At 57.6% G+C, this 19,718-nt stretch carries 19 protein-coding genes; 8 read left to right on the top strand and 11 right to left on the bottom strand.

Features of this window, described 5'->3' with window-relative positions:
- Genes aroA through cmk form a run of 3 tightly spaced genes read left to right on the top strand, consistent with a single transcriptional unit; the run spans window position 1 to window position 2,188 of the window.
- Window positions 1-1,314 (top strand): 3-phosphoshikimate 1-carboxyvinyltransferase, encoded by a 1,314-nt coding sequence (gene aroA / locus HUO12_RS02735; protein WP_232367287.1) that lies wholly within the window; start codon window positions 1-3, stop codon window positions 1,312-1,314.
- Window positions 1,311-1,568, top strand: a complete 258-nt coding sequence (locus HUO12_RS02730) for a CBU_0592 family membrane protein (RefSeq protein WP_176272149.1) — start codon at window positions 1,311-1,313, stop codon at window positions 1,566-1,568. Before aroA ends, HUO12_RS02730 begins: the two co-directional genes overlap by 4 nt.
- A complete protein-coding gene (gene cmk, locus HUO12_RS02725; RefSeq protein WP_176272148.1) occupies window positions 1,565-2,188 on the top strand; it encodes a (d)CMP kinase in 624 nt (207 codons plus the stop codon). Before HUO12_RS02730 ends, cmk begins: the two co-directional genes overlap by 4 nt.
- Before the next feature lie 10 nt (window positions 2,189-2,198).
- Here the strand turns inward: cmk and HUO12_RS02720 are convergent, their stop codons facing one another.
- Window positions 2,199-2,996, bottom strand: a complete 798-nt coding sequence (locus HUO12_RS02720; RefSeq protein WP_176272147.1) for a PilZ domain-containing protein — start codon at window positions 2,994-2,996, stop codon at window positions 2,199-2,201.
- Window positions 2,997-3,553: 557 nt separating this feature from the next.
- Here HUO12_RS02720 and rpsA point away from each other — a divergent pair.
- From rpsA to HUO12_RS02705, 3 genes are all read left to right on the top strand, one after another.
- A complete protein-coding gene (rpsA, locus tag HUO12_RS02715) occupies window positions 3,554-5,260 on the top strand; it encodes a 30S ribosomal protein S1 (RefSeq protein ID WP_176272146.1) in 1,707 nt (568 codons plus the stop codon).
- A 142-nt stretch (window positions 5,261-5,402) separates the two neighbouring features.
- Window positions 5,403-6,158, top strand: a complete 756-nt coding sequence (gene gloB, locus HUO12_RS02710) for a hydroxyacylglutathione hydrolase (RefSeq protein WP_176272145.1) — start codon at window positions 5,403-5,405, stop codon at window positions 6,156-6,158.
- 6 nt (window positions 6,159-6,164) lie between these two features.
- Window positions 6,165-7,139, top strand: a complete 975-nt coding sequence (locus HUO12_RS02705) for an NADPH:quinone oxidoreductase family protein (protein ID WP_176272144.1) — start codon at window positions 6,165-6,167, stop codon at window positions 7,137-7,139.
- On the opposite strand, the gene HUO12_RS02700 is transcribed toward HUO12_RS02705, so the two are convergent.
- From HUO12_RS02700 to HUO12_RS02660, 9 genes are all read right to left on the bottom strand, one after another.
- Window positions 7,136-7,693 (bottom strand): PepSY domain-containing protein, encoded by a 558-nt coding sequence (locus HUO12_RS02700; protein WP_176272143.1) that lies wholly within the window; start codon window positions 7,691-7,693, stop codon window positions 7,136-7,138. The genes HUO12_RS02705 and HUO12_RS02700 overlap by 4 nt on opposite strands.
- Window positions 7,694-7,833: 140 nt before the next feature.
- On the bottom strand, window positions 7,834-8,370 hold the full coding sequence (locus HUO12_RS02695; RefSeq protein ID WP_176272142.1) for a F0F1 ATP synthase subunit B family protein: 537 nt from the start codon (window positions 8,368-8,370) through the stop codon (window positions 7,834-7,836).
- Window positions 8,363-8,857 (bottom strand): F0F1 ATP synthase subunit B family protein, encoded by a 495-nt coding sequence (locus HUO12_RS02690; protein ID WP_176272141.1) that lies wholly within the window; start codon window positions 8,855-8,857, stop codon window positions 8,363-8,365. The genes HUO12_RS02695 and HUO12_RS02690 overlap by 8 nt, the downstream gene beginning before the upstream one ends.
- Window positions 8,858-8,940: 83 nt before the next feature.
- Window positions 8,941-9,168, bottom strand: a complete 228-nt coding sequence (locus HUO12_RS02685; RefSeq protein WP_027442220.1) for a F0F1 ATP synthase subunit C — start codon at window positions 9,166-9,168, stop codon at window positions 8,941-8,943.
- Between the two features lie 54 nt (window positions 9,169-9,222).
- The gene (locus tag HUO12_RS02680) at window positions 9,223-10,008 is read right to left on the bottom strand and encodes a F0F1 ATP synthase subunit A (RefSeq protein WP_176274252.1); all 786 of its coding nucleotides are present in this window, start codon (window positions 10,006-10,008) and stop codon (window positions 9,223-9,225) included.
- 45 nt (window positions 10,009-10,053) lie between these two features.
- Window positions 10,054-10,383: an AtpZ/AtpI family protein gene (locus HUO12_RS02675; protein WP_176272140.1), complete on the bottom strand. Its 330-nt coding sequence runs from the start codon at window positions 10,381-10,383 to the stop codon at window positions 10,054-10,056.
- A gap of 191 nt (window positions 10,384-10,574) precedes the next feature.
- Window positions 10,575-10,970: a YdbL family protein gene (locus HUO12_RS02670; protein ID WP_232367286.1), complete on the bottom strand. Its 396-nt coding sequence runs from the start codon at window positions 10,968-10,970 to the stop codon at window positions 10,575-10,577.
- 28 nt (window positions 10,971-10,998) lie between these two features.
- Window positions 10,999-11,307 carry a YnbE family lipoprotein gene (locus HUO12_RS14470; RefSeq protein ID WP_232367285.1) on the bottom strand — a complete coding sequence of 103 codons (309 nt, stop codon included), beginning with the start codon at window positions 11,305-11,307 and terminating at the stop codon, window positions 10,999-11,001.
- Window positions 11,264-14,563: an intermembrane phospholipid transport protein YdbH family protein gene (locus HUO12_RS02660; protein WP_176272139.1), complete on the bottom strand. Its 3,300-nt coding sequence runs from the start codon at window positions 14,561-14,563 to the stop codon at window positions 11,264-11,266. Before HUO12_RS02660 ends, HUO12_RS14470 begins: the two co-directional genes overlap by 44 nt.
- A 76-nt stretch (window positions 14,564-14,639) precedes the next feature.
- On the opposite strand from HUO12_RS02660, the gene radC reads away from it, so the two are divergent.
- Window positions 14,640-15,350, top strand: coding sequence for a RadC family protein (gene radC, locus HUO12_RS02655; protein WP_176274249.1), 711 nt, complete (start codon window positions 14,640-14,642; stop codon window positions 15,348-15,350).
- Between the two features lie 9 nt (window positions 15,351-15,359).
- Here the strand turns inward: radC and HUO12_RS02650 are convergent, their stop codons facing one another.
- Window positions 15,360-18,152, bottom strand: coding sequence for a DUF3857 domain-containing protein (locus HUO12_RS02650; protein WP_176272138.1), 2,793 nt, complete (start codon window positions 18,150-18,152; stop codon window positions 15,360-15,362).
- Window positions 18,153-18,332: 180 nt separating this feature from the next.
- Between HUO12_RS02650 and purB the strand changes: the two genes are divergently transcribed.
- Window positions 18,333-19,643, top strand: a complete 1,311-nt coding sequence (gene purB, locus HUO12_RS02645; protein WP_176272137.1) for an adenylosuccinate lyase — start codon at window positions 18,333-18,335, stop codon at window positions 19,641-19,643.
- The last annotated feature ends 75 nt before the right edge of the window (window positions 19,644-19,718 follow it).

The following is a 19,718-nucleotide window of genomic DNA, read 5'->3' as shown; positions in this document are numbered from 1 at the left end:
TTGCCCTCGCATCGTTTTCTGCCCTCTGGACCGCTGACGGGCCGCATCCGTGTGCCCGGCGACAAGTCGATCAGCCACCGCTCGATCATGTTTGGCGCGCTGGCTGTCGGTGAAACGTGTGTTGCAGGCTTGCTTGAAGGCGAGGATGTGATGGCGACCGCTGCGGCGATGCGGGCCATGGGCGCCACTATCGAGAAGCATGGCGAGGAATGGCGCATCCACGGTGTCGGCGTTGGCGGCCTCCTTCAGCCTGAGAATACGCTCGATATGGGCAATTCCGGCACGTCCACCCGTCTCTTGATGGGGCTAATAGCAGGGCACGGTATCTCTGCGACTTTCACCGGAGATGCGAGCCTTTCGAAACGTCCGATGGGCCGTGTGATCGAGCCGCTTAGCCAAATGGGCGCCAGCTTTGAAGCGTCGCCTGGCGGAACACTCCCGCTGATGATGCAAGGCGCACATCCATCTGTACCGATTGAATACCGCCTTCCCGTGGCGAGCGCTCAGGTCAAAAGCGCAGTGCTACTTGCGGGGCTCAACACGCCGGGCATCACCACTGTAATCGAACCGGTTCCGACGCGCGATCATTCCGAGCGGATGCTGCGAGGCTTTGGTGCCGAGCTGGAAGTTGAGGAAGCTGGCGGAGACCAGATCATCCGTATTCGTGGCGAAGCAGAACTGCAGCCGCAAGAGGCAGTGGTGCCCGGTGACCCCTCCTCAGCCGCCTTCTTCATTGTCGCCGCACTTATCACTGAAGGCAGCGATATCGTGATTGAAAATGTCGGCCTGAACCCGACACGCGCGGGGCTCATTGAAGTGCTGCAGCAGATGGGCGGCCACATCGAGGACCTGGACCCGCGCGAAGTTGGCGGCGAGCCTGTGGCTGATCTGCGCGTCAAACACTCGCAATTGAAAGGCATTGATGTCGATCCGGCGATCGCTCCTGCGATGATCGACGAGTTTCCGGTGCTGTTTGTCGCGGCATCGCTGGCGAAAGGGACGACGACGACTAGCGGTCTGGAAGAACTGCGCGTGAAGGAAAGCGACCGCTTGTCCGCGATGGCAGACGCCCTCACTCTCGCAGGCGCGAACGTGACAGAACGCGAAGACGGCCTTGTAATTGAGGGCACAGACGGCGCACCGCTTGCCGGCACATCGGACAAGCCAGTCACTACCCATCTTGATCACCGCATCGCAATGAGCATGGCCATTGCCGGGCTCGCATCGAAAGACGGCGTTGAAATCGATGACACCTCGCCCATCCAGACAAGCTTTCCGAACTTCATGAGCCTGCTCGCGGATACTTCCGCATGATCGAATTCGACGTCTACACACTGATCGGCTTTGTCGGCATGGCCTGCATCATCGCGGCGTATGCGTATTTGACCGCCAAGGATGATCCGAACCCCTTCATCTTGCACGGCACCAATCTGACAGGTGCAGCGCTCCTGACCATCTCTCTGCTGGTTCACACCAATTGGCCGAGCCTTGTGCTGGAAGCCTTTTGGGCCGCCATCGCGATGTGGGGATTGTGGAAAGCTATCCGCGCGAGGAGAAAGGCATCATGATCATCGCTGTAGACGGACCAACCGCTTCAGGCAAAGGCACGATTGCAAAAGCGATTGCCGCCCATTTCAGCTTGCCGCATCTCGACACGGGCTTGCTCTACCGTGCGGTGGGCAAGCAGGTTTCATTGAATGGCGGTGATCCCGATAACGCAGACGATGCGCTGACCGCATGCTCCTTTGCGGACGATTTGCTTGAAGATCCGCATCTGCGCAGCGAGGAGATCGGCGGGTTGGCGAGCCGGGTCTCTGTCCATCCGGCCGTGCGTCAGGCTCTTTACGAACGCCAGCGCAGCTTCGCCCAGCAGAATGGCGGCGCAGTCCTTGACGGGCGTGATATCGGGACCGTCATCGTGCCGGAAGCCGATGTGAAGCTGTTCATCACAGCCAGCGTCGAAGAGCGTGCAAGGCGCCGCTGGATGGAAATGCAAGACCGCGAGATGGAGATCACTCTGGTCGAGATCGAAAAGGATATCGTCGCGCGCGATGCCCGCGATATCAATCGAAAGGACGCACCATTGCGCGCGGCGTCCGATGCGCTGGTGTTAGATACAACTGCCTTTGATCGCGATCAGGCCATAGAAGCCGCGATTGAAGCTGTGTCAGAACGCCTCGGCGCTTAGCAGCCTTCGCCTACTCGGCTTGCGAGCCAACATCATCCTCGTTGATGTTGATCGCGTTTTCATCAAGCTCGACCCCGAAACGCTTGCCCTGGCGCCAGATCACGCGGCCATTGATCGCTTCGCAATTGGCGAATACAACTTCGACCGGATCGCCGATATTCTTCTCTGTCTCAGCTGACAGGCCCAGACCGCTCGGCGAGATGTCATGCAGCTTGGCTGAGAACTCCTTCATAGTGACATGGCTTGGCCCGCTGGTGAGTTCTGCCGGATAGCGATCCTCATGCCGGTGATCAGTGTTGCGCGCGACATGGCGGACAATCAGGCTTTCAAACGGCTTCTTGCCGATCGGCTTCTTACGTTGGAGCAAGGAAGGCCCTGCATATCCGCTCTTGATCTGATCGCGGCGGCTTTCTGTCTGCTCAGGCGTCGTCGGGATATAGGGTTCAGCAGGCGGCTGTGTATTCACGATATTGTCGTCGTTCGCGCCCACGAGACGCTCCAGCACAGCTTCGTGGAGCTCGGTTTCAAACCTCAGGCCACCACGTTGGCCATTGGACCAGACAAGCTTGGCTTGAAGCGAGGAGACGTCCCCTACCCGCAGCCAAACCGGAGCGTGAAAATTCCCTGCCATCGCGCTGGTATCAATGGTGCAACCAGCGGCTGACACGTCAAACAGCTCTACCACATGCCCGCTGCGGCCACGCTCTCGTACGTGGGCGTGCATGCGCTTCGCATAACGACGTTGATTGCGACGTTCGATCCCCTGATCGTCACCTTGCGTGGTTGCAGACTGAGTGGCTGCCGACATGATGTTCTCCATGCTCCGTAATTCTATTTCTTGCGCACGGCCTAACTGAGCGCCGGGAAAACATCATCAGTCCGCTTGGGATAGTCTCGATTCAGTACGGGTTAGGGTTCAGTGGTTACCGCGCATTAACCGTAAAATTGGAGAAATTGCGCGCTTTCCTACTTGCGTCACCAGGATTTAGGTCGCGCAAATGACTTCCAAAAAGCGAGTTTTGAACCAGTACAATTTCGCCCGATTTCCGTGGCTGGAGTTTTCTTCTCCAGGACTGTGTAACATGCGTATCCAACATTCCTAACGAAGGTGGCGTCTCACCAGGCCCTTCGCCCGCAATTCGCTTGCTTTTACGAGCGCGTTGGCCTAGGCGCGCGCCCGTTCACTTAAATCTGCGAGATGATTGGCATCTTCTGGACGAAAGGAACCTTCGCGGCAGCATTCGGCTTCGCGGAGATCTCGGCCCTCTTGCCCGCAAGGCCAGCGCAATGGTGCGCCAGGCGGCGGTTTAAGACCCCGGACAACCGGCGGCCGGTAGCAAATGTGAAACAGGATTTATCCTTATTATGGCAACTTCAGCCAACCCTACGCGCGACGATTTCGAAGCGCTCCTTAACGAACAACTTGGCGGTGCAGGCGACGAAGGCTTTGAAGGCCGCGTTGTAAAAGGCACTGTGACGTCAATCGAAAACGGCATGGCTGTGATCGACGTGGGCCTCAAAAGCGAAGGCCGCGTCAACCTCAAAGAATTCATGCGCGGCGAAGACGACCACGGGCTCGAAGTTGGCAGTGAAGTCGAAGTCTTTGTTGACCGCGTAGAAAACGCAGACGGCGAAGCCATGCTCAGCCGCGACCGTGCGCGCCGCGAAGCTGCATGGGACAAGCTGGAAAGCGAATTTGGCGAAGGCAAGCGCGTTGAAGGCCGCATCTTCGGCCGCGTCAAAGGCGGCTTCACAGTCGACCTCGACGGCGCAGTAGCCTTCCTTCCCGGCAGCCAGGTCGACATTCGCCCGGTGCGCGATGTTGCACCGCTGATGGATGTGCCGCAGCCGTTCCAGATCCTCAAGATGGACCGTCGCCGCGGCAATATCGTTGTGTCGCGCCGCGCAGTGCTCGAAGAGACACGCGCAGAACAGCGCAGCGAACTCATCAACGATCTTGCTGAAGGTCAAGTCACAGAAGGCGTCGTCAAGAACATCACCGATTACGGTGCGTTCGTTGACCTCGGCGGCATTGACGGCCTGCTGCACGTGACCGACATGAGCTACAAGCGCGTTAATCACCCGAGCGAAGTGATCGAGATCGGTCAGACCGTGACCGTTCAGATCGTTCGTATCAACGAAGAAACGCAGCGCATCAGCTTGGGCATGAAGCAGCTCGAAAGCGATCCATGGGATGGCGTTGGTGCGAAATATCCGGTTGGCGCGAAGCTTTCTGGCACTGTCACCAACATCACTGAGTACGGCGCGTTCGTTGAACTGGAAGCAGGCATTGAAGGCTTGGTCCACGTTTCGGAAATGAGCTGGACGAAGAAAAACGTCCACCCGGGCAAGATCGTCAGCACGTCTCAGGAAGTCGACGTGATGGTTCTGGAAGTCGACAGCGAGAAGCGTCGCATTTCGCTCGGCCTCAAGCAGGCTCAGCGCAATCCATGGGAAGAGTTCGCAGAGAAATTCCCGGTTGGCGCGGAAGTCGAAGGCGAAGTCAAGAACGCGACCGAATTCGGTCTGTTCATCGGCCTCGATGGCGACGTCGACGGCATGGTTCACATGTCGGACATCGCATGGGGCATCTCTGGCGAAGACGCATTGGCGCTCCACCGCAAGGGCGAGCAGGTCAAGGCAGTTGTTCTCGACGTTGACGTCGAGAAGGAACGCATCAGCCTCGGCATGAAGCAGCTTGAAAAGGGTGCACCGACAGCAGAAGGCGCAGACGCCAGCACGCTGCGTCGTGGCCAGACTGTCACAGTCACTGTTCTCGAAGTTCGCGATGGCGGCCTGGAAGTGCAGGTTGGCGACGATGGCGCGACCGGCTTCATCAAGCGCAGCGACTTGGGCCGTGACCGTGACGAGCAGCGTCCTGACCGGTTCCAGACCGGCCAGAAGGTCGATGCTCTTGTTACCGGTTTCGATCGTTCGAAGAAGCCGAACTTCTCTATCAAGGCACGTCAGATCGCTGAAGAGAAAGAAGCAGTGGCACAATTCGGTTCTTCCGACAGCGGCGCTTCACTCGGCGACATTCTTGGCGAAGCTCTGAAGGGCAAGGAAGACTAAGGATAGTGGTCATCTCAGCTTATGCTGAGACGACAATGAAATGGAGGCCCGGCGGTCGAAAGACCGCTGGGCCTTTCCTATTGGGCTCTCAAGTCCTACATTCAGCCCTCAAGCACCCAAGCGATAGGGCAACACAAACTCCATGCTCCAAGTTCATCAATTCCCGTGCCTGTCCGACAATTACGGATTTCTCCTCCACGATCCTGACAGCGGCCAGACCGCGGCGATCGACACGCCCGACGCAAAGGTCTATCTCGCAGAGGCGGAGAAGAAGGGCTGGACGATAACGCAGATCTGGAACACTCATTGGCATCCAGATCATGCAGGCGGGAACAAGGACATCGTGGCGGCAAGCGGTGCAAAGATCATCGCTCCAAAGGAAGTCGAGAAAATCTCAGAGATCGACCGCGAAGTCAGCCACGGCGACACGGTCAACCTCGGCGCATTCACAGCGGATGTAATCGACGTTTCCGGTCACACCAACGGCCATATCGCATATTATCTACCGGAAGCAGGGATCGCTTTCGTTGGTGATAGTGTCTTCGCGCTAGGCTGTGGCCGCATGTTCGAAGGCGAACCCAAGCAGTTCTGGGATAGCCTCTCGCGAATCAAAGCACTCCCGCCGGAAACAACGCTCTATTGCGCGCATGAGTACACACAGGCCAATGCGAAGTTCGCGCTGCATGCCGATCCGGACAACGCAGCGTTGCAGACCTATTCCAAAGACATCGACAATCGCCGTGCGGCTGGAAAGCCGACCGTTCCGACCGTTCTTGCGCGCGAACTTGCGACCAACCCGTTCCTGCGAGCTGACGATCCGGCGCTGATGGCCAAATGGGGCGGCGATGCGCCACATGAGACTTTCGCCGCGCTGAGAGCCGCCAAGGACAATTTCTAAGCCTTCATGAAAGCACTTCAGGTCCAATCGCTGTCAGACGACCTGTCCGGCGTCCAGCTGGATGACCTGCAGCCGCCTGAACGCAAACCGGGCGAAGTCCTGGTCAAGGTAAGAGCAGCGTCGCTCAACTTTCCAGACCTGCTGATGACGCAGGGCAAATATCAGTTCAAACCCCATGTGCCCTTCACGGCCGGGTTGGAGCTCTCAGGCGAAGTGCTGGAAGCCGATCCTGACAGCGCGTTCAAACCCGGCGATCATGTCATTGGTGGCGATAAGACTGGTGCCTTTGCGGAAATCGCCAGCATTCCTGAACGCGGTCTAAGCCCCCTACCCCGTGGCCTGAGCTTTGCAGAAGGCGCAGCAATGGGAGCAGCGTACCAGACAGCCTATACAGGCCTCGCGGAGCTCTGCGGGCTTACAGAAGGCCAATGGGTGCTGGTGACAGGCGCAAGTGGCGGTGTGGGCCTGGCGGCAGTCGATCTTGCCAAGGCTTTGGGTGCCAGGGTTATCGCTGCGACAGGTATAGCAGCCAAGATGCAGCGTATCGCGCCTCTGTACGAGCCAGATGCGGTGATTGTCTCTGAAGGGCGCTTTCGCGAAGCCGTAGCCGACATCACGCAAGGCGATCTCTGCGATATCGTCTTCGATCCCGTCGGCGGCGATGTGTTTGACGAATGCACACGCTGCGTCAGCTTTGCAGGCAAGCTCTGCGTCGTCGGTTTTACCAGCGGCCGCATTGCAGACATCGCGACCAATATCCCGCTCATCAAAGGCTTTTCCGTCGTTGGCCTTCGGGCTGGCGAATATGCGCGACGTTTCCCGGAACGTGGAGCCGCGATCATGGCAGAGATCAACCGCCTCGCTGAAGCGGGCAGGATCAAGCCCGCAATCGACCGCGTGTTGCCACTTGCACAATGGCGCAAGGGATTCGAAGCGATGGCGACCCGCGAACTGGTCGGAAAAGTGGTGTTCGAACTTTAGCCGAGCAGAACCGCACCGACAAACGCGAACAGTCCAACTACGCTGCTTGCAATCGTAATCCGGCGCAGCGCCTTTACCTGCAGGCCCATGATGACGCCGCTGGCGACCAGCAGGAATAGCACGGACGCGAGCAGAGTGGCATAGACCTTGAAGTAGTCACTTCCCTTGGCCTTGTGGAGTTGAACAAGCCAGCGATGGAAGCTCGCTTCGCGAATTGTCGCTTCAGCCACAAGCGGGTTATCCGTCGCAGCAAGCTCGATCTCTGCCCGCGCGCCATTCCAGGTAAGAGAAGCGCCCTCGCCCTCGGTAACGCTCAGATTGCCGCTCGGCATGGGCAGCTCGCGGCTAGCCAGCTCCTGAACCGCCAAATTCGTGATTGCGCCCTCAGACTGCTCGGACAGCGGCTGTTCCAAAGCAATTGTCGCAGTCTCTTCGTACCAGGCACCCTTTTCACCCCAAGTGTAAAGCGCGCCCGTGATCAGAAACATAAGCACCGCCGGAAACATGAAAGCGGCAAGGATGAGGTGGAGCTTGGTAAGAAATGCGCGGTTCACTGACTGAGATCCCTATCAATCAAATTTGAGAATGGTTCGCAATAAAGAGTTAAGCCGATAAGCCAAGCGAAATCCGCAATCGCGCAAAGAAAAAGGCGACCCCGAGGGATCGCCTTGTTTCTTTCGCCATTTGCGAAGGGTTAGATCGACGAAATCACTTCATCGGCCAGCCTGCTGTCTGCATTCGCATCGTGGCGTTCGGCAATGAGCTTACGGCTCGCCGCAGTGGCCGCGGCAACCGCACTGTCGCGTACGTCTTCCACCGCTTCGCGCTCAGCCGCAGCGATCTTGTCTTCTGCCATACGCTTGCGGCGGGCGACCATCGCTTTGCTGTCTGCCTCGGCTTTTTCAAGGATCGCATCCGCTTCGCGCTGCGCGCCTTCGACCATTGCCTCTGCGTCTTTCTCCGCATTAGCGATCTTGGCTGCATATTCGTTGCGGAGCTTTTCCGCTTCTTCACGCAGCGACTTCGCTTCTGCGAGCTGGTCGCGTATTTCAGCGATTTTCTTGTCAAGACCGCCTGTGACGAGACCCGGAACCTTCTTCCACACGAATATGCCGAACAGCACCAGCATCGCAACGGAAACCCACTTATAGGCAGCGAGGCCCAAAGCGGTTGGTTCAGAATAGCTCGCAGCTTCGCCCGCTGCAGCGAGGAGCAAAAGTGTATCAGCCATGAGCCAATGCCTCCTTCACAGCAGCCTGAGCCGCAGCGCCGTCAACGGACGAACCTGCTAGCTTTTCGACGATGCTTTGCGTCGCATCGGCTGCCACGCCTTCAATCTCCGTCATCGCTGCGGCACGTGCTGCGGCGATTTCAGCTTCAGCTTCCGCCATCTTCTTGTCGAGACGCTTCTGAGCAGCGGCGATCTTCTTGTCAGACTTGGCCGCTGCGTCTGCTTTCGCTTTGGCAATCACAGCCTGAGCCTGAGCGCGATTTTCATTCTCGCGCTTGCGCCATGCTTCTTCCTGCTCGTCTGCCGCATCACGCGCGGCTTGCGCTGCAGCAAGATCGTCAGCGATCTGCTTGTCGCGCATGGCAACCGTATCCATCACTTTCGGCACCATTCCTCGCCCGATGACAAAGAAGGTGAGGCCGAAAAAGATCAGAGTCCAGAAAACCTGGCTCGACCAGAATTCAGGAAGTTGAGCTATCTGAGGCATGACTTCGTTCCGATTATAAAATCGTCAGAGCACGAATATGCAAACCGGAGAGCGAGCCCTCCGGCGCATATTCGCAAAATCGCTTAGGCAACGAAGATCAGGATCATCGCCACAACGAATGCCAGCAGGCCGAGAAGTTCAGCTGCGGCGAAGCCGATGAACAGGCGGCCCTGCTGGCCGTCTGCTGCGCCCGGGTTGCGCAGAGCGCTTTCCAGGAACGAACCGAACACGTTACCCACACCGATGGCGGCCATGCCGGCACCGATTGCTGCAAGGCCAGCGCCTACGAGCTTGGCTGCTTCTGCTTCCATTTTGAAAACTCCTTTGGAAAAACTTTTGTCAGTAAATTGAAGGGTGAAAAACTCTTAGTGCAGATGCTCAGCGTCGTTGATGTAGAGCGACGTGAGCAGTGCAAAAACATATGCCTGAATGCCCGCGACCAGGATCTCCAGCGCGCTGATGCCGATCATCAGGATAAAGCTCGGAACGCTGACGAGTGCAGCGATCCCGGCTCCGGCATTGATGCCGTTGATGACGAAGCTCGCGAGAACCTTGAGCAGGACGTGGCCCGCCATCATCGCAACAAACAAACGCAGTGCGAGGCTGAAAGGGCGGATCATGAATGAGAAGAATTCGATCAGCGCGATGGCTGGAATCATCGGTGCTGGCGTCCCGTGCGGCACGAAGAGGCTGAAGAAATGCAGCCCGTGCTTCCAGAAGCCCACGATCAGGACAATCGAGAAGCTCAGGATCGCCAGAACACCTGTCACAGTGAAGTGGCTGGTGAAAGTGAACGGGTGCAGGCCAACGACGCCAATCGGCAGCAGGCCGAGCAGGTTGGCGAAGAGGATGAACATGAACAGGCTGAAGATGTAAGGCACATATTTGCGCCCTTCCTTGCCGACATTGGCCTCCAGCATATCGTCGATGAAGCCGGTGAAGCTTTCGACAGCCATCTGCCAACGTCCGGGCACGAGCTGGCGCTTCATGCCGCCGGCTACGAACACCCACAGCAGGACAGTGGTGATCAACATCCACATCGCAGAGTTCGTAAATGCGATGTTGTATCCGGCAACTTCCCAACCAGAGCCTACCACAGGCTCAATCAGAAACTGCTTCATTGGATCGACTTTGCCTTCGGCTGCCACGATCGCTTTGTCCTTAAGCCTTATGTGAAACGCGCCCCGATTATGATCCTAGTTTTTAGGATCGTCGGGGCGTGTGTTCGCCGCACGAATAATGTTCCTGAAGGCGACAACTATTCCGATGAATAGCATCACCAACAGACCCCAGGGCGATGTTCCGGCAAAATAGTCTATCGACATGCCGATCACGACGCCGCCAAAGATCCCACCGAGTAAATCCGCTAGCACCCGGTTGCCGCTGCGATAGTTCGCATCGACCCCCTTCACTTGCGGCCGGTTGCGCTGTTCTTCCCGCTCGCGTGCAGCCTTCAGCCGCTCTTCGAGCGCGTCGATCCGCGCATCCTCACCAATGGGTTCCTGAGCGGGCTTCTCTTCGTTCATGCCAGCCTCCTTAGATCAAGGGAATGCGCAGCACGGGCAAGAGGTGCCCGCCGAGGGCGCGCACCCCTTAGAAGGGGGGCATATCCGAGTCAACCGGTGGAAGGTGTTTCGTCCCCGCTCAGCGGTTGTTTTTTCGAAGAGCAGTCTTGCGCTTTGCGCAACCGAGCTGGCGCGGTTGCGGCTATGTGCCTTTACGGACAGCGCGGATCGCGCAATGGCGGCGCGCTGGTGCGGGTCTGCCACGTGCCGTCCGGCGCTTGATATTTCTCCCCCGGAACCGTTCTGGCAATCGCCTGACAGCCTGCTGTCAGAGCATATTCTTCAAGCGTCGCGCGCGATTCCCGTGCACGCTCTGAATAGACTGCCTTGCGCTTAATGTTGATGTCATCGACTAGGCGCTGCAGCTCCGGCGAAGCGTTGCCGACGATTCCAAGATAACCATCCATTTTCTCGCCAACCTGGCCTGACGAACGAGCCGCTTCATAGGCTGGGTCACGCTGCGCGTAGGCGACGCCGGCAACACCTGTCAGCGCGAGCGCTGCAAGCGCTCCGCTGATCGCCAGTTTTTGCATGTTCTTGATAGCCATGGGCCACTTCCTCTAAAAAATATCGGCTTCAAAAAATATCCGCGTTTTCTTCAATCGTATTCGCCGCGTCATCTGCGAGCCGGTAAATCACTTCCTGACGGATGTTCACATTGAGCTCGATCACAATCGGTCCGTCTGGCGCATCAACACTGATGCATCCGCTCAGGACCGCTGCAAGCAAGCTCGCCGCTCCCATCCTCCAACCGGCGCTGCGCATGTCCGTCACGATCCCTCCTTCGCGTTCAGCTTGGCGGGTGTGACACCACAGCGCAGTGCGGTCAAATTGAAGTGTTTCATGGCAGTGCTTCGCTTTCTTGAGGCTGAATGGCAGGTTCATCCGAATTGTCAGATTCCTCGGGGTCTTCGGGTTTAAGTGCAGGCATTTCAGGGGGTTGCGGCACAGTGAAGCGCGTTCCGTCGCTTTCCAGCAGCCCCAATTCGCGCGGATCACGCACGAAAGCAGGATCATACATCGATTGCAGATTGGTCAGTAGGCTGTAGAAGTCGGCCCGGATATTTACACGGAACTGGATCGGGAGCTTGGCGATCTGCCGCGTAATCAGGTTGTTAGAAGCGCCCTCCCCTTGGCTTACGCCGTCGAATTTCAATCGCGTGATGATTTCGCCGGTCAGCGGACCGTTCATTTCTACTTCCATTTGCGTGAAGTCGAGCGAGCGTAGCGACTGGAATGCGAAGTTCGCCATCGCGCCTAAGTCCTCATAAGTCAGCTCGCCGATGTAGGAGACGTTGCCGCCAGGCTGACGCGACGTCAGCAGCCCTTGCTCGATCCGGCCATTACCATCAGTGTCGAACACGATCGGGACTGCACCATCGAACACGCCGCTTGCGCTGATATTGCCAAGCTCCATCTGCTCGATAAAGCGCGCAGCATCGAGCCCGTCTATGAGCAGCACATAGCGGCGGTCCATCGGCTCACGGAAATCGAGCAGGGCAGGCTCCAAGGCAAGCTCCCCGCCCATGAAGGGCCAGCGCCCGCCTTCGATCTCCAGCACTTGCCCTTCGCTGAGATTGAACGCGACCGTTCCGTCGAACACCTCAATTCCTGGATTGACTGCATCAATATTGAAAACCTGGTTCGGTGCGGTGGTCAGCTCAAGCAGGTCAGTGAAGCGGACTGTCCCACTTACTCCTCTAAGCGGACCGAAAGCGGCCGCCATATCAGCATCCATAGTTGTGAAATCGCCGCTGCTGGTGACACTGTCGGGTGTCCAGTTGATCTGCCCTTGCCCGCTGACGCTGCCTTCAACGTTAGCGATGATGCCCAATGCGAGGCAGCTAAGCCCGGGATCGCTCGGGCGGTAATCGGGCGCGAGGCTCGCGCGGTTCAAGCATACGTCAGAGCCTGCAGCAGGCTGTAAGCCTTCATCGAAGCGCAGGTCTCGCACAAGCAGGTCCGCGCTTCCGGAGCCGCTTTCCAAGTCATGTTGCATCAAAACTCGTGTTATCAGGCGATCGCTGAAGGGTTCACGCAAGTCTGCACTCGCTGAAATCAAGCCGTCTTCGAACGACATGGCAGCTCCGCGTGCGACAAGCGGCTCGAACCGCGGATCAGCTTCTCGGTCGGACACTTTGAGTGCGCCATCGCTGATGAATAGCTCACCGTCCGCGAACCGCCATGCACCCGACGAGTCAGAGATATCGAGCGGAACCGCGCCCAGCGCGAAGGCTGCATCGGAAAACTCTCCTGACCATGCATCACCGGGAGCACCATTCAACTCGGCAAGAGCAAAGCGTGACGCACCTTCCCCCTTGCCTAGCGCGAGCGACACATCGCTAGCCGCAAGGCCGCGTGTGCTAGAAAACGCGATCGCGCCCGAAGTTAAAGATATCGGCTGGCCGTCATAGATGCCGCTAAGATCCATCGGCTTAACCCTCAGATCGGCAGCAAACACGCCGTCACGGAGCCGAAAGGCCGCGCGTTGCCCACTCGGGCACAATTCCATGCGTGGCTGAAACAGGTCGATGCCAGAATAGGAGATGCGTCGAGCCATTACCGACGCACAGCGCGTAATTGCTGCCAACCCCGCATGCGGGTCCCAACGCCCCTGAAGCGGCAACGAAAGCGCGTCGACCGTGGCTCCGTCTTCCATCGCTCCGCTCGCAAGCGCGCGCCCGGCAAAGCGCAGCGCGCCGCTTTGATCTTGCGAGACCGCAAGCTCAGGCAAGGAAAGACTCGCGCCTCCTGCCGCATAGGGCTCCATCCTGACACGCATGACCGAGGCGTCCGTATCCAATTGCTCCATGCGCGCGGTGATCTGGGGGAGGTCTCGTCCGGATATAACCGCATTGCCGTCAATGCGCGGAACACTGTCACCATCGGAGTATTGCAGTCGGACCCGCGAAAGCGAGGCGATTGTCACGCCTGCATCGTCCTGCATTAATGCTTGCGGGATAACGTAGGATGCAGCTCCGACGCTCTGGCGAACATTGACAGTCGCACGCAGTGAGTTGCCAGCTTGCGCACGGTCCAAGCCGCGCTTCAACCGCTCCATCAAAGGCGCAAATGGAGCAAACGCGGCATTGGATCGCAGTTCGTCAAGTGATTGCCTCGACGTTTCTGCAAGGCGCACATCCGATGCCTCCGCATCGACATCAGCGTTTATCCAGGTGAGATCGCTCTGCGCGCGCATGCCGCCGGCCAAGTTGAGGCTGCTTGCTCTGACAGTGTCATTAGCGACATCTTGCGCCGTGATATCGAAACGCGAACGCAGGCCCTCTCCGTTCAAGGTGATGCGCGTTTCACCTCTGGCAGATCGCGCATTCACTCCGGCCCCGGACAGGCTTTGAGCATCAAAAGCGCCATCGGCATCAAAACCGCTAAAGTCCGATTCTCCAGTTAGCTCCAACTGCCAGTCAAGCGCATTCGCAGCCAAGCTTTGGTCTGCGCAGGAAACACCGCGAACCCGCACAGGCCCGTTAAAACTCGGTAATCTGCTCGAGGTTTTGACCTGCCCGAAAACGCTCAAATCGCGTGCCCGACAGCTCTCATTTGCAAGCTCTGGCGCACTGACAGCAAGCACACCAACAAAGCCATCCGCAAGATTTCCTTGCCCTTCTGCCTTGATCCCGAAATCGCCAAAATCGCTCTCAATCAGCGCTCTGCCATCACGCAAATCCATGTCCATGTCTGGCAGAGCGGGCGCTTCTTCGCTCGGCGCGAATATAGCGGAATCGAGCGATCCAAATGACAACTGGCCATTACGATAGCTGCCAAACAAGCGTGGATTGAGAAGTGAAATCTGCCCGATTGTGGGCGCTTCTAATCCGTAAACCAGCTTTACTCGGACTTCATCAGCAGTGAAATCAGGCCGATCCGGATCGCCCAGCACGACATTGTGCAGGACTTGAACTTCCGGGCCAATCGAGTTGATCGAATAGCTTGCCGGAATGTTCAGCCTGTCCAGTTCGTCAGAGATAATCTCACGCGCAATCTGTTCGCGCGAAAACCACGCATAGGCGACCAATCCGATCAGAAGCAGGCACACTCCAAATACGAATTGCCAGCGCTTGCGGCGAGGCCACAGGCGGGCGCGCATCGCAGGCGCTTCTAACGGACTTTGACCCTCAGGCATTCGGCTCATACTCTTGCGCGGAACCCTCGCGAAAGGCAATGCGCCATCAAGACCTCAGTCACTGGCGGGGAGCGCATTGCCGCAAGCTGAAGACATTCCATCGCTATCGCCGGAGAAGCCGGGGCATCTGGGCCACCGCGCGCGGCTGCGTGAGCGATTGCTTGGCGGAGGGGCGGAAGCGCTTGCTGACTATGAAATCCTCGAATACTTGCTTTTTGCAGGCATGCGGCAAGGTGACACCAAACCTGTCGCGAAAGCGTTGCTGGCGCGGTTCGGATCATTGGCCGCCGTCCTGAACGCTGACCCTGCTGCTTTGAAGCAAACCAAAGGCGTTGGCGAAACGAGTGCAGCGGCGTTGAAAAGCGTGGCCGTCGCCGCTCGCCGCATGGCGCGAAGCAAAGTGTCAGAGAAGCCCATTCTAAGCAGCTGGCAAGCGCTGCTGGACTATCTCCAGATCGATATGGCGCATCTGACGGTAGAGCGCGTGCGGGTGCTTTATCTCGACACAAGAAACCGCCTGATCGACGATCACCATGTCGGTGACGGTTCGATCGACGAAGCTGCAATCCACCCGCGTGAGGTCATTCGCCGCGCCATGGATCTAGGCGCAAGCGCCCTGATCCTCGTCCATAACCACCCCAGTGGCAGTCCGGAACCTAGCAAGGCAGACATCGCTATAACCCAGCGGATCGCAGAAGCTGGAAGGATTCTCGGCGTGACCGTCCACGATCATGTGATCGTCGGACGTGAAGGTCATGTTAGCCTACGCGCGAAGGGATTGATCTGAAGCGCTAGCTCAGAACTTCAATCCCCACGCCTTGTAGATGGGTCCATTCATGGGATTCTTCTTCAAGCCGAGTTTCACCTCATCCTTGCCTTCTTTCTTGTCGCCAAGCTCTTGCATCACAATACCGCGCAGCAAGCGCGAACCGGCAAGATCAGGCTTCAGCAAGAGAGCAGAATCGAGATCAGCCTTGGCCGCTTCAAGATTGCCCATGCGGTAATGCGCGAAGGCACGGCTATCGAGAACATTTGCTGCGTAGTTACCCTTCTCGACTGCTTCCGTGCAGGTGGCGAGCAGCTCATCTGTCACGATGTCATTTGTCGCAGCATGCCAACAAATATTGTTCAGCAGATTGCCATCGCCAGGCCGGATTTCCCGCTGCGCTTCTAGCAGCTCCAAGCCACTTTTGGCGTCACCAGCCCAACCCAAAGCGATAGCCATCAATACATCTTCTGTGACCTCGTCTGATCCAAGTCCGCGATAGTCTTCAGCAAGTTCGAGCCCTTCATCGGCGCGGTCGAGCAAAGCGAGAACTTCGATCCGGCTTTCGTAGGTACTGCCATCAGGTTGCAGCTCTTCCATCATCTCGAAGTCTTCCAAAGCGCCTTCGAGATCGCCTAGCCGGACTTTCAGCCAGCTGCGCCAATCATAAAGCTCACGGGACGCCTCAACTTCCATCGCGGCTTCAATATCCGCAAGCGCCGCTTCAAAATTGTAGAGATCAGAATGAAAATCCGCCCGATTGAACAGCGGCATTTCATCATCTTCTTCAGCGTCCGCAACTTCAGCGTCGTAGAATGCAAGGATCGGTGCGATCAGGTCTGCATCCTTTTCGGAATACTCCCACAATTCGCGCACATCTTGACCGGAACGAAGGGTCGGCAAAGCGCGAGTAAACCGGTTCAAACCGCGCTTCGCATCGCGCAATTGGTCTGCCGGCAATTCCGGTTCGATCGTGCGCATGCTTTGCGACAGGATATAGCGGCCCTCCGAAAGCTCTGCGTTTGACCCCAGCTCCACCGCGCCGATTGTCTCTGCAAGTTTAGCGTCGCCTTTAATGGTGAAAGGAGACGTTTCATCGGGAAGCAGCAATTCAAGCTCGCTGCGATGATAAATCGGCCCGTTGAGCGATAACGGAATGTCGCGCCAGTCAGCCCTCGCGCGGTTTGCTCCGAAGCCGATAGTGCGAGCCGCTTCAGCTGGCGCAGAGAATTCATAGATGCGTCGTTCGCGGCTCCACGGCGAACTCATCAACCCCTTGGCTGTGAGCGTGGCAACCCCCCGCTCTTCGTCATAGGTGACATCTTCATCCCTGAACTGTGTCGAGCCAAATGTTGAGCTCAATGTCGATGAAATCGCATCCTCAACAATTTCGCCTTCCTGTTCGACGACAGTGCGCCATTGCGCACCAGTAGAGCCGCGGAACTCGATCTTCACATCAACCATTGCCGGCAGCAACAGCCCGGCGCGTTGGTCCATAGTGATATATGTCGTTTGGTCAGGATTGGCCTGCGGGCGCACATCCATTGGCAATAGGTCAGAGCCATCCGCACGGATTGGCAGAGCATAATGAAAACGCGGCACAGTATCGATCGTATCAAGCCGAGTTCCGGAGGTCGTGCCATCGATCCAGTAAGAAACGCCATTGACTTCTGCCCGAACGATCATGTGATCGAAGTTGCCGGGCAGCGGGGTCAAGACTGCCAAGGCGTCGCCCCCTTGCGATGCAACAAGAACGACTTCCGAAGTTATCCCAAGCTCTTGCAGCACCGCATGCAGCAGGACAGACTTGGCCTTGCAGTCGCCAAACCGCTTCTCCCATGTCTCTTCAGGCATCTGAGGAAGGTAGTTGCCGCCATTAAGGCCGTTATGGAGATAGCTGATCTCATCCTGAACCAGCTCCGTCGCCATGGCCATGCGGATCATCGGATCGTCGGTTGTTGCAGCGATCTTCGCAATTTCTGCCGCCAGGTCGCCACCTTCAGCGATGCTATCTGTGATGTCGTAATGCGGCGCCATGGAGCTGGAGACATCAGGCCAATCCTGGAACGAAGTGACGAGCATGCGCGGCGTCAATCGATAGCGGGCAGGCGCATCCGATGGACGATCGTCCGGTTTTGCGATCGGCACTTCGGCACGCCAATACATGTAGCCATCGCGCTCTACCGGATCGCCAATCTCGAAATCGCCAAACTTGCCATACTGGATAGGCTCGTCGACCGGCCAAGAGACTGTGATCGATCCTTTCTCCAGTGGAACGGGTTCGGCTATCAGACCGGTCTGCCATTGCATTTCTTCGCCAAGCGCCTGGTCCCTGTTGGTGACCGTATAGCTCAGCCGCAAGACATCGCCGACCTGAGCGCCAGTGAGCGGCATCGTGGCAGTCAGAACGCCATCCAGAGTGCGTCGCTCAAGCTGCCGTTCGCGCCGCAATACGTCGAACTTTTCTTCGTTCTCAAGCAGATTAATCGTTTCGCCGTCGCGAAGCAGCTCGGCCCGGTGAACGATCAAGTCGCCTTTGTCGGGCTGCCAGGCTGCATTAAGCGTACCGAACTGCGTCAAAGCTTCCGGAGACGTCAGTTCGACAGCGAAGTCCGAGTAGACAGAGACGAGGCCGTCTTCCAGACGTGCCTGTTGTTCGAGGAGAAGGAAAAGATTGGTGCTCTCTGCATCTTCAGCAGTGACCACTGGCTCATCGACCCAATCAGGCGCGTCAGCATAGAGCGGACCCTCCCCCGCCCATGCTGTAGAAGTCAGACACACTGCCGCCGTCGACGTCAGCAACGCACGCAAAGCCAGTTTCATGGTAACGCCCCTCGAAAACTCGTAATCGTCCTGTAGTTACAAGGGCTAACGAGCATGAGCGCCAAGTCAATTGCAAGTCTTGCATGTGGACCATCCCAAGACAGAGCTTGCCAAGCCCTGCCGCCCGCCTTAGCCGCGCCAGCCATATTCCAAGCCCAGCGACCAGAGCAGGAGAATCCGATGGTCCCGCGTTATGCCCGCCCTGAAATGACAGCCTTGTGGGAGCCTGAGGCCAAGTACAGCATCTGGTTCGAGATCGAAGCCCATGCGACGCAAAAGCTCGGCGAACTTGGTGTGGTCCCTGAAAGCGCCGGAAAAGCGCTGTGGGATTGGTGGGCGACTAACCCGACCATCGACGTTACCGCCATCGACGCAATCGAAGCGGTCACCAAGCATGACGTGATCGCATTTCTCACCTGGGTGGCAGAGCAAGTCGGCGACGAGGCTCGCTTCATGCATCAGGGCATGACCAGCTCTGACGTGCTTGATACCACGCTGGCCGTTCAATTAGCCCGTGCAACCGACATTTTGCTCGCTGACCTCGATGATCTTCTCGCAGCGATCAAACGCCGTGCAGAAGAGCACAAATTCACCCCTACGATTGGCCGCAGCCACGGCATCCATGCAGAGCCAGTGACCTTCGGATTAAAACTCGTTCAGGCCTATGCCGAGTTTGATCGCTGCAAGGCTCGGCTGGAAGCAGCGCGCGCAGAAATCGCGACCTGTGCGATCTCCGGCGCGGTCGGCACATTCGCCAATATCGACCCTTCCGTCGAAGAATATGTCGCTGAGCAAATGGGTCTGACAGTCGAGCCAGTATCTACGCAGGTGATCCCGCGTGACCGCCACGCGATGTATTTCTCGACGCTCGCCGTAATTGCTGGCTCTATCGAGCGGCTTGCGGTGGAAATCCGCCATTTGCAGCGCACCGAAGTGCTGGAGGCGGAAGAGTATTTCGCTCCGGGCCAAAAGGGCTCGTCAGCGATGCCGCACAAGCGCAATCCGATCCTGACGGAAAACCTCACCGGCCAGGCACGCATGATCCGCGCCTACGCGATGCCTGCTCTGGAGAATGTCGCTTTGTGGCATGAGCGGGACATCAGCCATTCTTCCGTCGAGCGCTTTATTGGCCCAGATGCGACGATCACATTGGACTTCGCGCTCGCGCGGCTGACCGGCGTGGTCGACAAGCTGCTCGTTTATCCGGAGCGGATGCAGGCCAATATGGACCGCATGGGCGGCCTGATCCACTCACAGCGCGTGCTGCTGGCGCTGACGCAAGCAGGCGTGAGCCGCGAGGATGCGTATCGCCTGGTCCAGCGTAACGCGATGAAAGTATGGGAATCGGATGGCGCGCTGATGCTGCTCGACCTGCTCAGGCAGGACGAAGAAGTCACCGCTGCGCTTTCAGAGGCTGAGCTCGAAGAGAAATTCGACCTTGAATACCACTTCAAGCATGTCGAAACGATCTTCGCCCGTGTGCTCGATTAACCCAGAGCTTCCCTAGACTTTGGCGGAAAATCGCCTAGTCTCGCGGCATTAGTTGAGGAAGAGAGGGGATCTGAA

It is taken from the genome of Altererythrobacter lutimaris, assembly GCF_013371495.1.
In the GTDB taxonomy this organism is placed as follows: Bacteria; Pseudomonadota; Alphaproteobacteria; order Sphingomonadales; family Sphingomonadaceae; genus Erythrobacter; species Erythrobacter lutimaris_A.
The sequence above is the reverse complement of the archived record's forward strand: the minus strand, read 5'-3'. Positions and strand labels throughout refer to the sequence as shown.

What these genes read in the sequence shown, in the direction of transcription:
- HUO12_RS02670 (WP_232367286.1), bottom strand. Translation starts at nt 10,970, where the DNA reads ATGGCTATCAAGAACATGCAAAAACTGGCGATCAGCGGAGCGCTTGCA.
- HUO12_RS02695 (WP_176272142.1), bottom strand. Translation starts at nt 8,370, where the DNA reads ATGGCTGATACACTTTTGCTCCTCGCTGCAGCGGGCGAAGCTGCGAGC.
- HUO12_RS02650 (WP_176272138.1), bottom strand. Translation starts at nt 18,152, where the DNA reads ATGAAACTGGCTTTGCGTGCGTTGCTGACGTCGACGGCGGCAGTGTGT.
- purB (WP_176272137.1), top strand. Translation starts at nt 18,333, where the DNA reads ATGGTCCCGCGTTATGCCCGCCCTGAAATGACAGCCTTGTGGGAGCCT.
- rpsA (WP_176272146.1), top strand. Translation starts at nt 3,554, where the DNA reads ATGGCAACTTCAGCCAACCCTACGCGCGACGATTTCGAAGCGCTCCTT.
- HUO12_RS02705 (WP_176272144.1), top strand. Translation starts at nt 6,165, where the DNA reads ATGAAAGCACTTCAGGTCCAATCGCTGTCAGACGACCTGTCCGGCGTC.
- HUO12_RS02730 (WP_176272149.1), top strand. Translation starts at nt 1,311, where the DNA reads ATGATCGAATTCGACGTCTACACACTGATCGGCTTTGTCGGCATGGCC.
- cmk (WP_176272148.1), top strand. Translation starts at nt 1,565, where the DNA reads ATGATCATCGCTGTAGACGGACCAACCGCTTCAGGCAAAGGCACGATT.
- HUO12_RS02675 (WP_176272140.1), bottom strand. Translation starts at nt 10,383, where the DNA reads ATGAACGAAGAGAAGCCCGCTCAGGAACCCATTGGTGAGGATGCGCGG.
- HUO12_RS02685 (WP_027442220.1), bottom strand. Translation starts at nt 9,168, where the DNA reads ATGGAAGCAGAAGCAGCCAAGCTCGTAGGCGCTGGCCTTGCAGCAATC.
- HUO12_RS14470 (WP_232367285.1), bottom strand. Translation starts at nt 11,307, where the DNA reads ATGAACCTGCCATTCAGCCTCAAGAAAGCGAAGCACTGCCATGAAACA.
- HUO12_RS02690 (WP_176272141.1), bottom strand. Translation starts at nt 8,857, where the DNA reads ATGCCTCAGATAGCTCAACTTCCTGAATTCTGGTCGAGCCAGGTTTTC.
- HUO12_RS02660 (WP_176272139.1), bottom strand. Translation starts at nt 14,563, where the DNA reads ATGCCTGAGGGTCAAAGTCCGTTAGAAGCGCCTGCGATGCGCGCCCGC.
- HUO12_RS02720 (WP_176272147.1), bottom strand. Translation starts at nt 2,996, where the DNA reads ATGTCGGCAGCCACTCAGTCTGCAACCACGCAAGGTGACGATCAGGGG.
- gloB (WP_176272145.1), top strand. Translation starts at nt 5,403, where the DNA reads ATGCTCCAAGTTCATCAATTCCCGTGCCTGTCCGACAATTACGGATTT.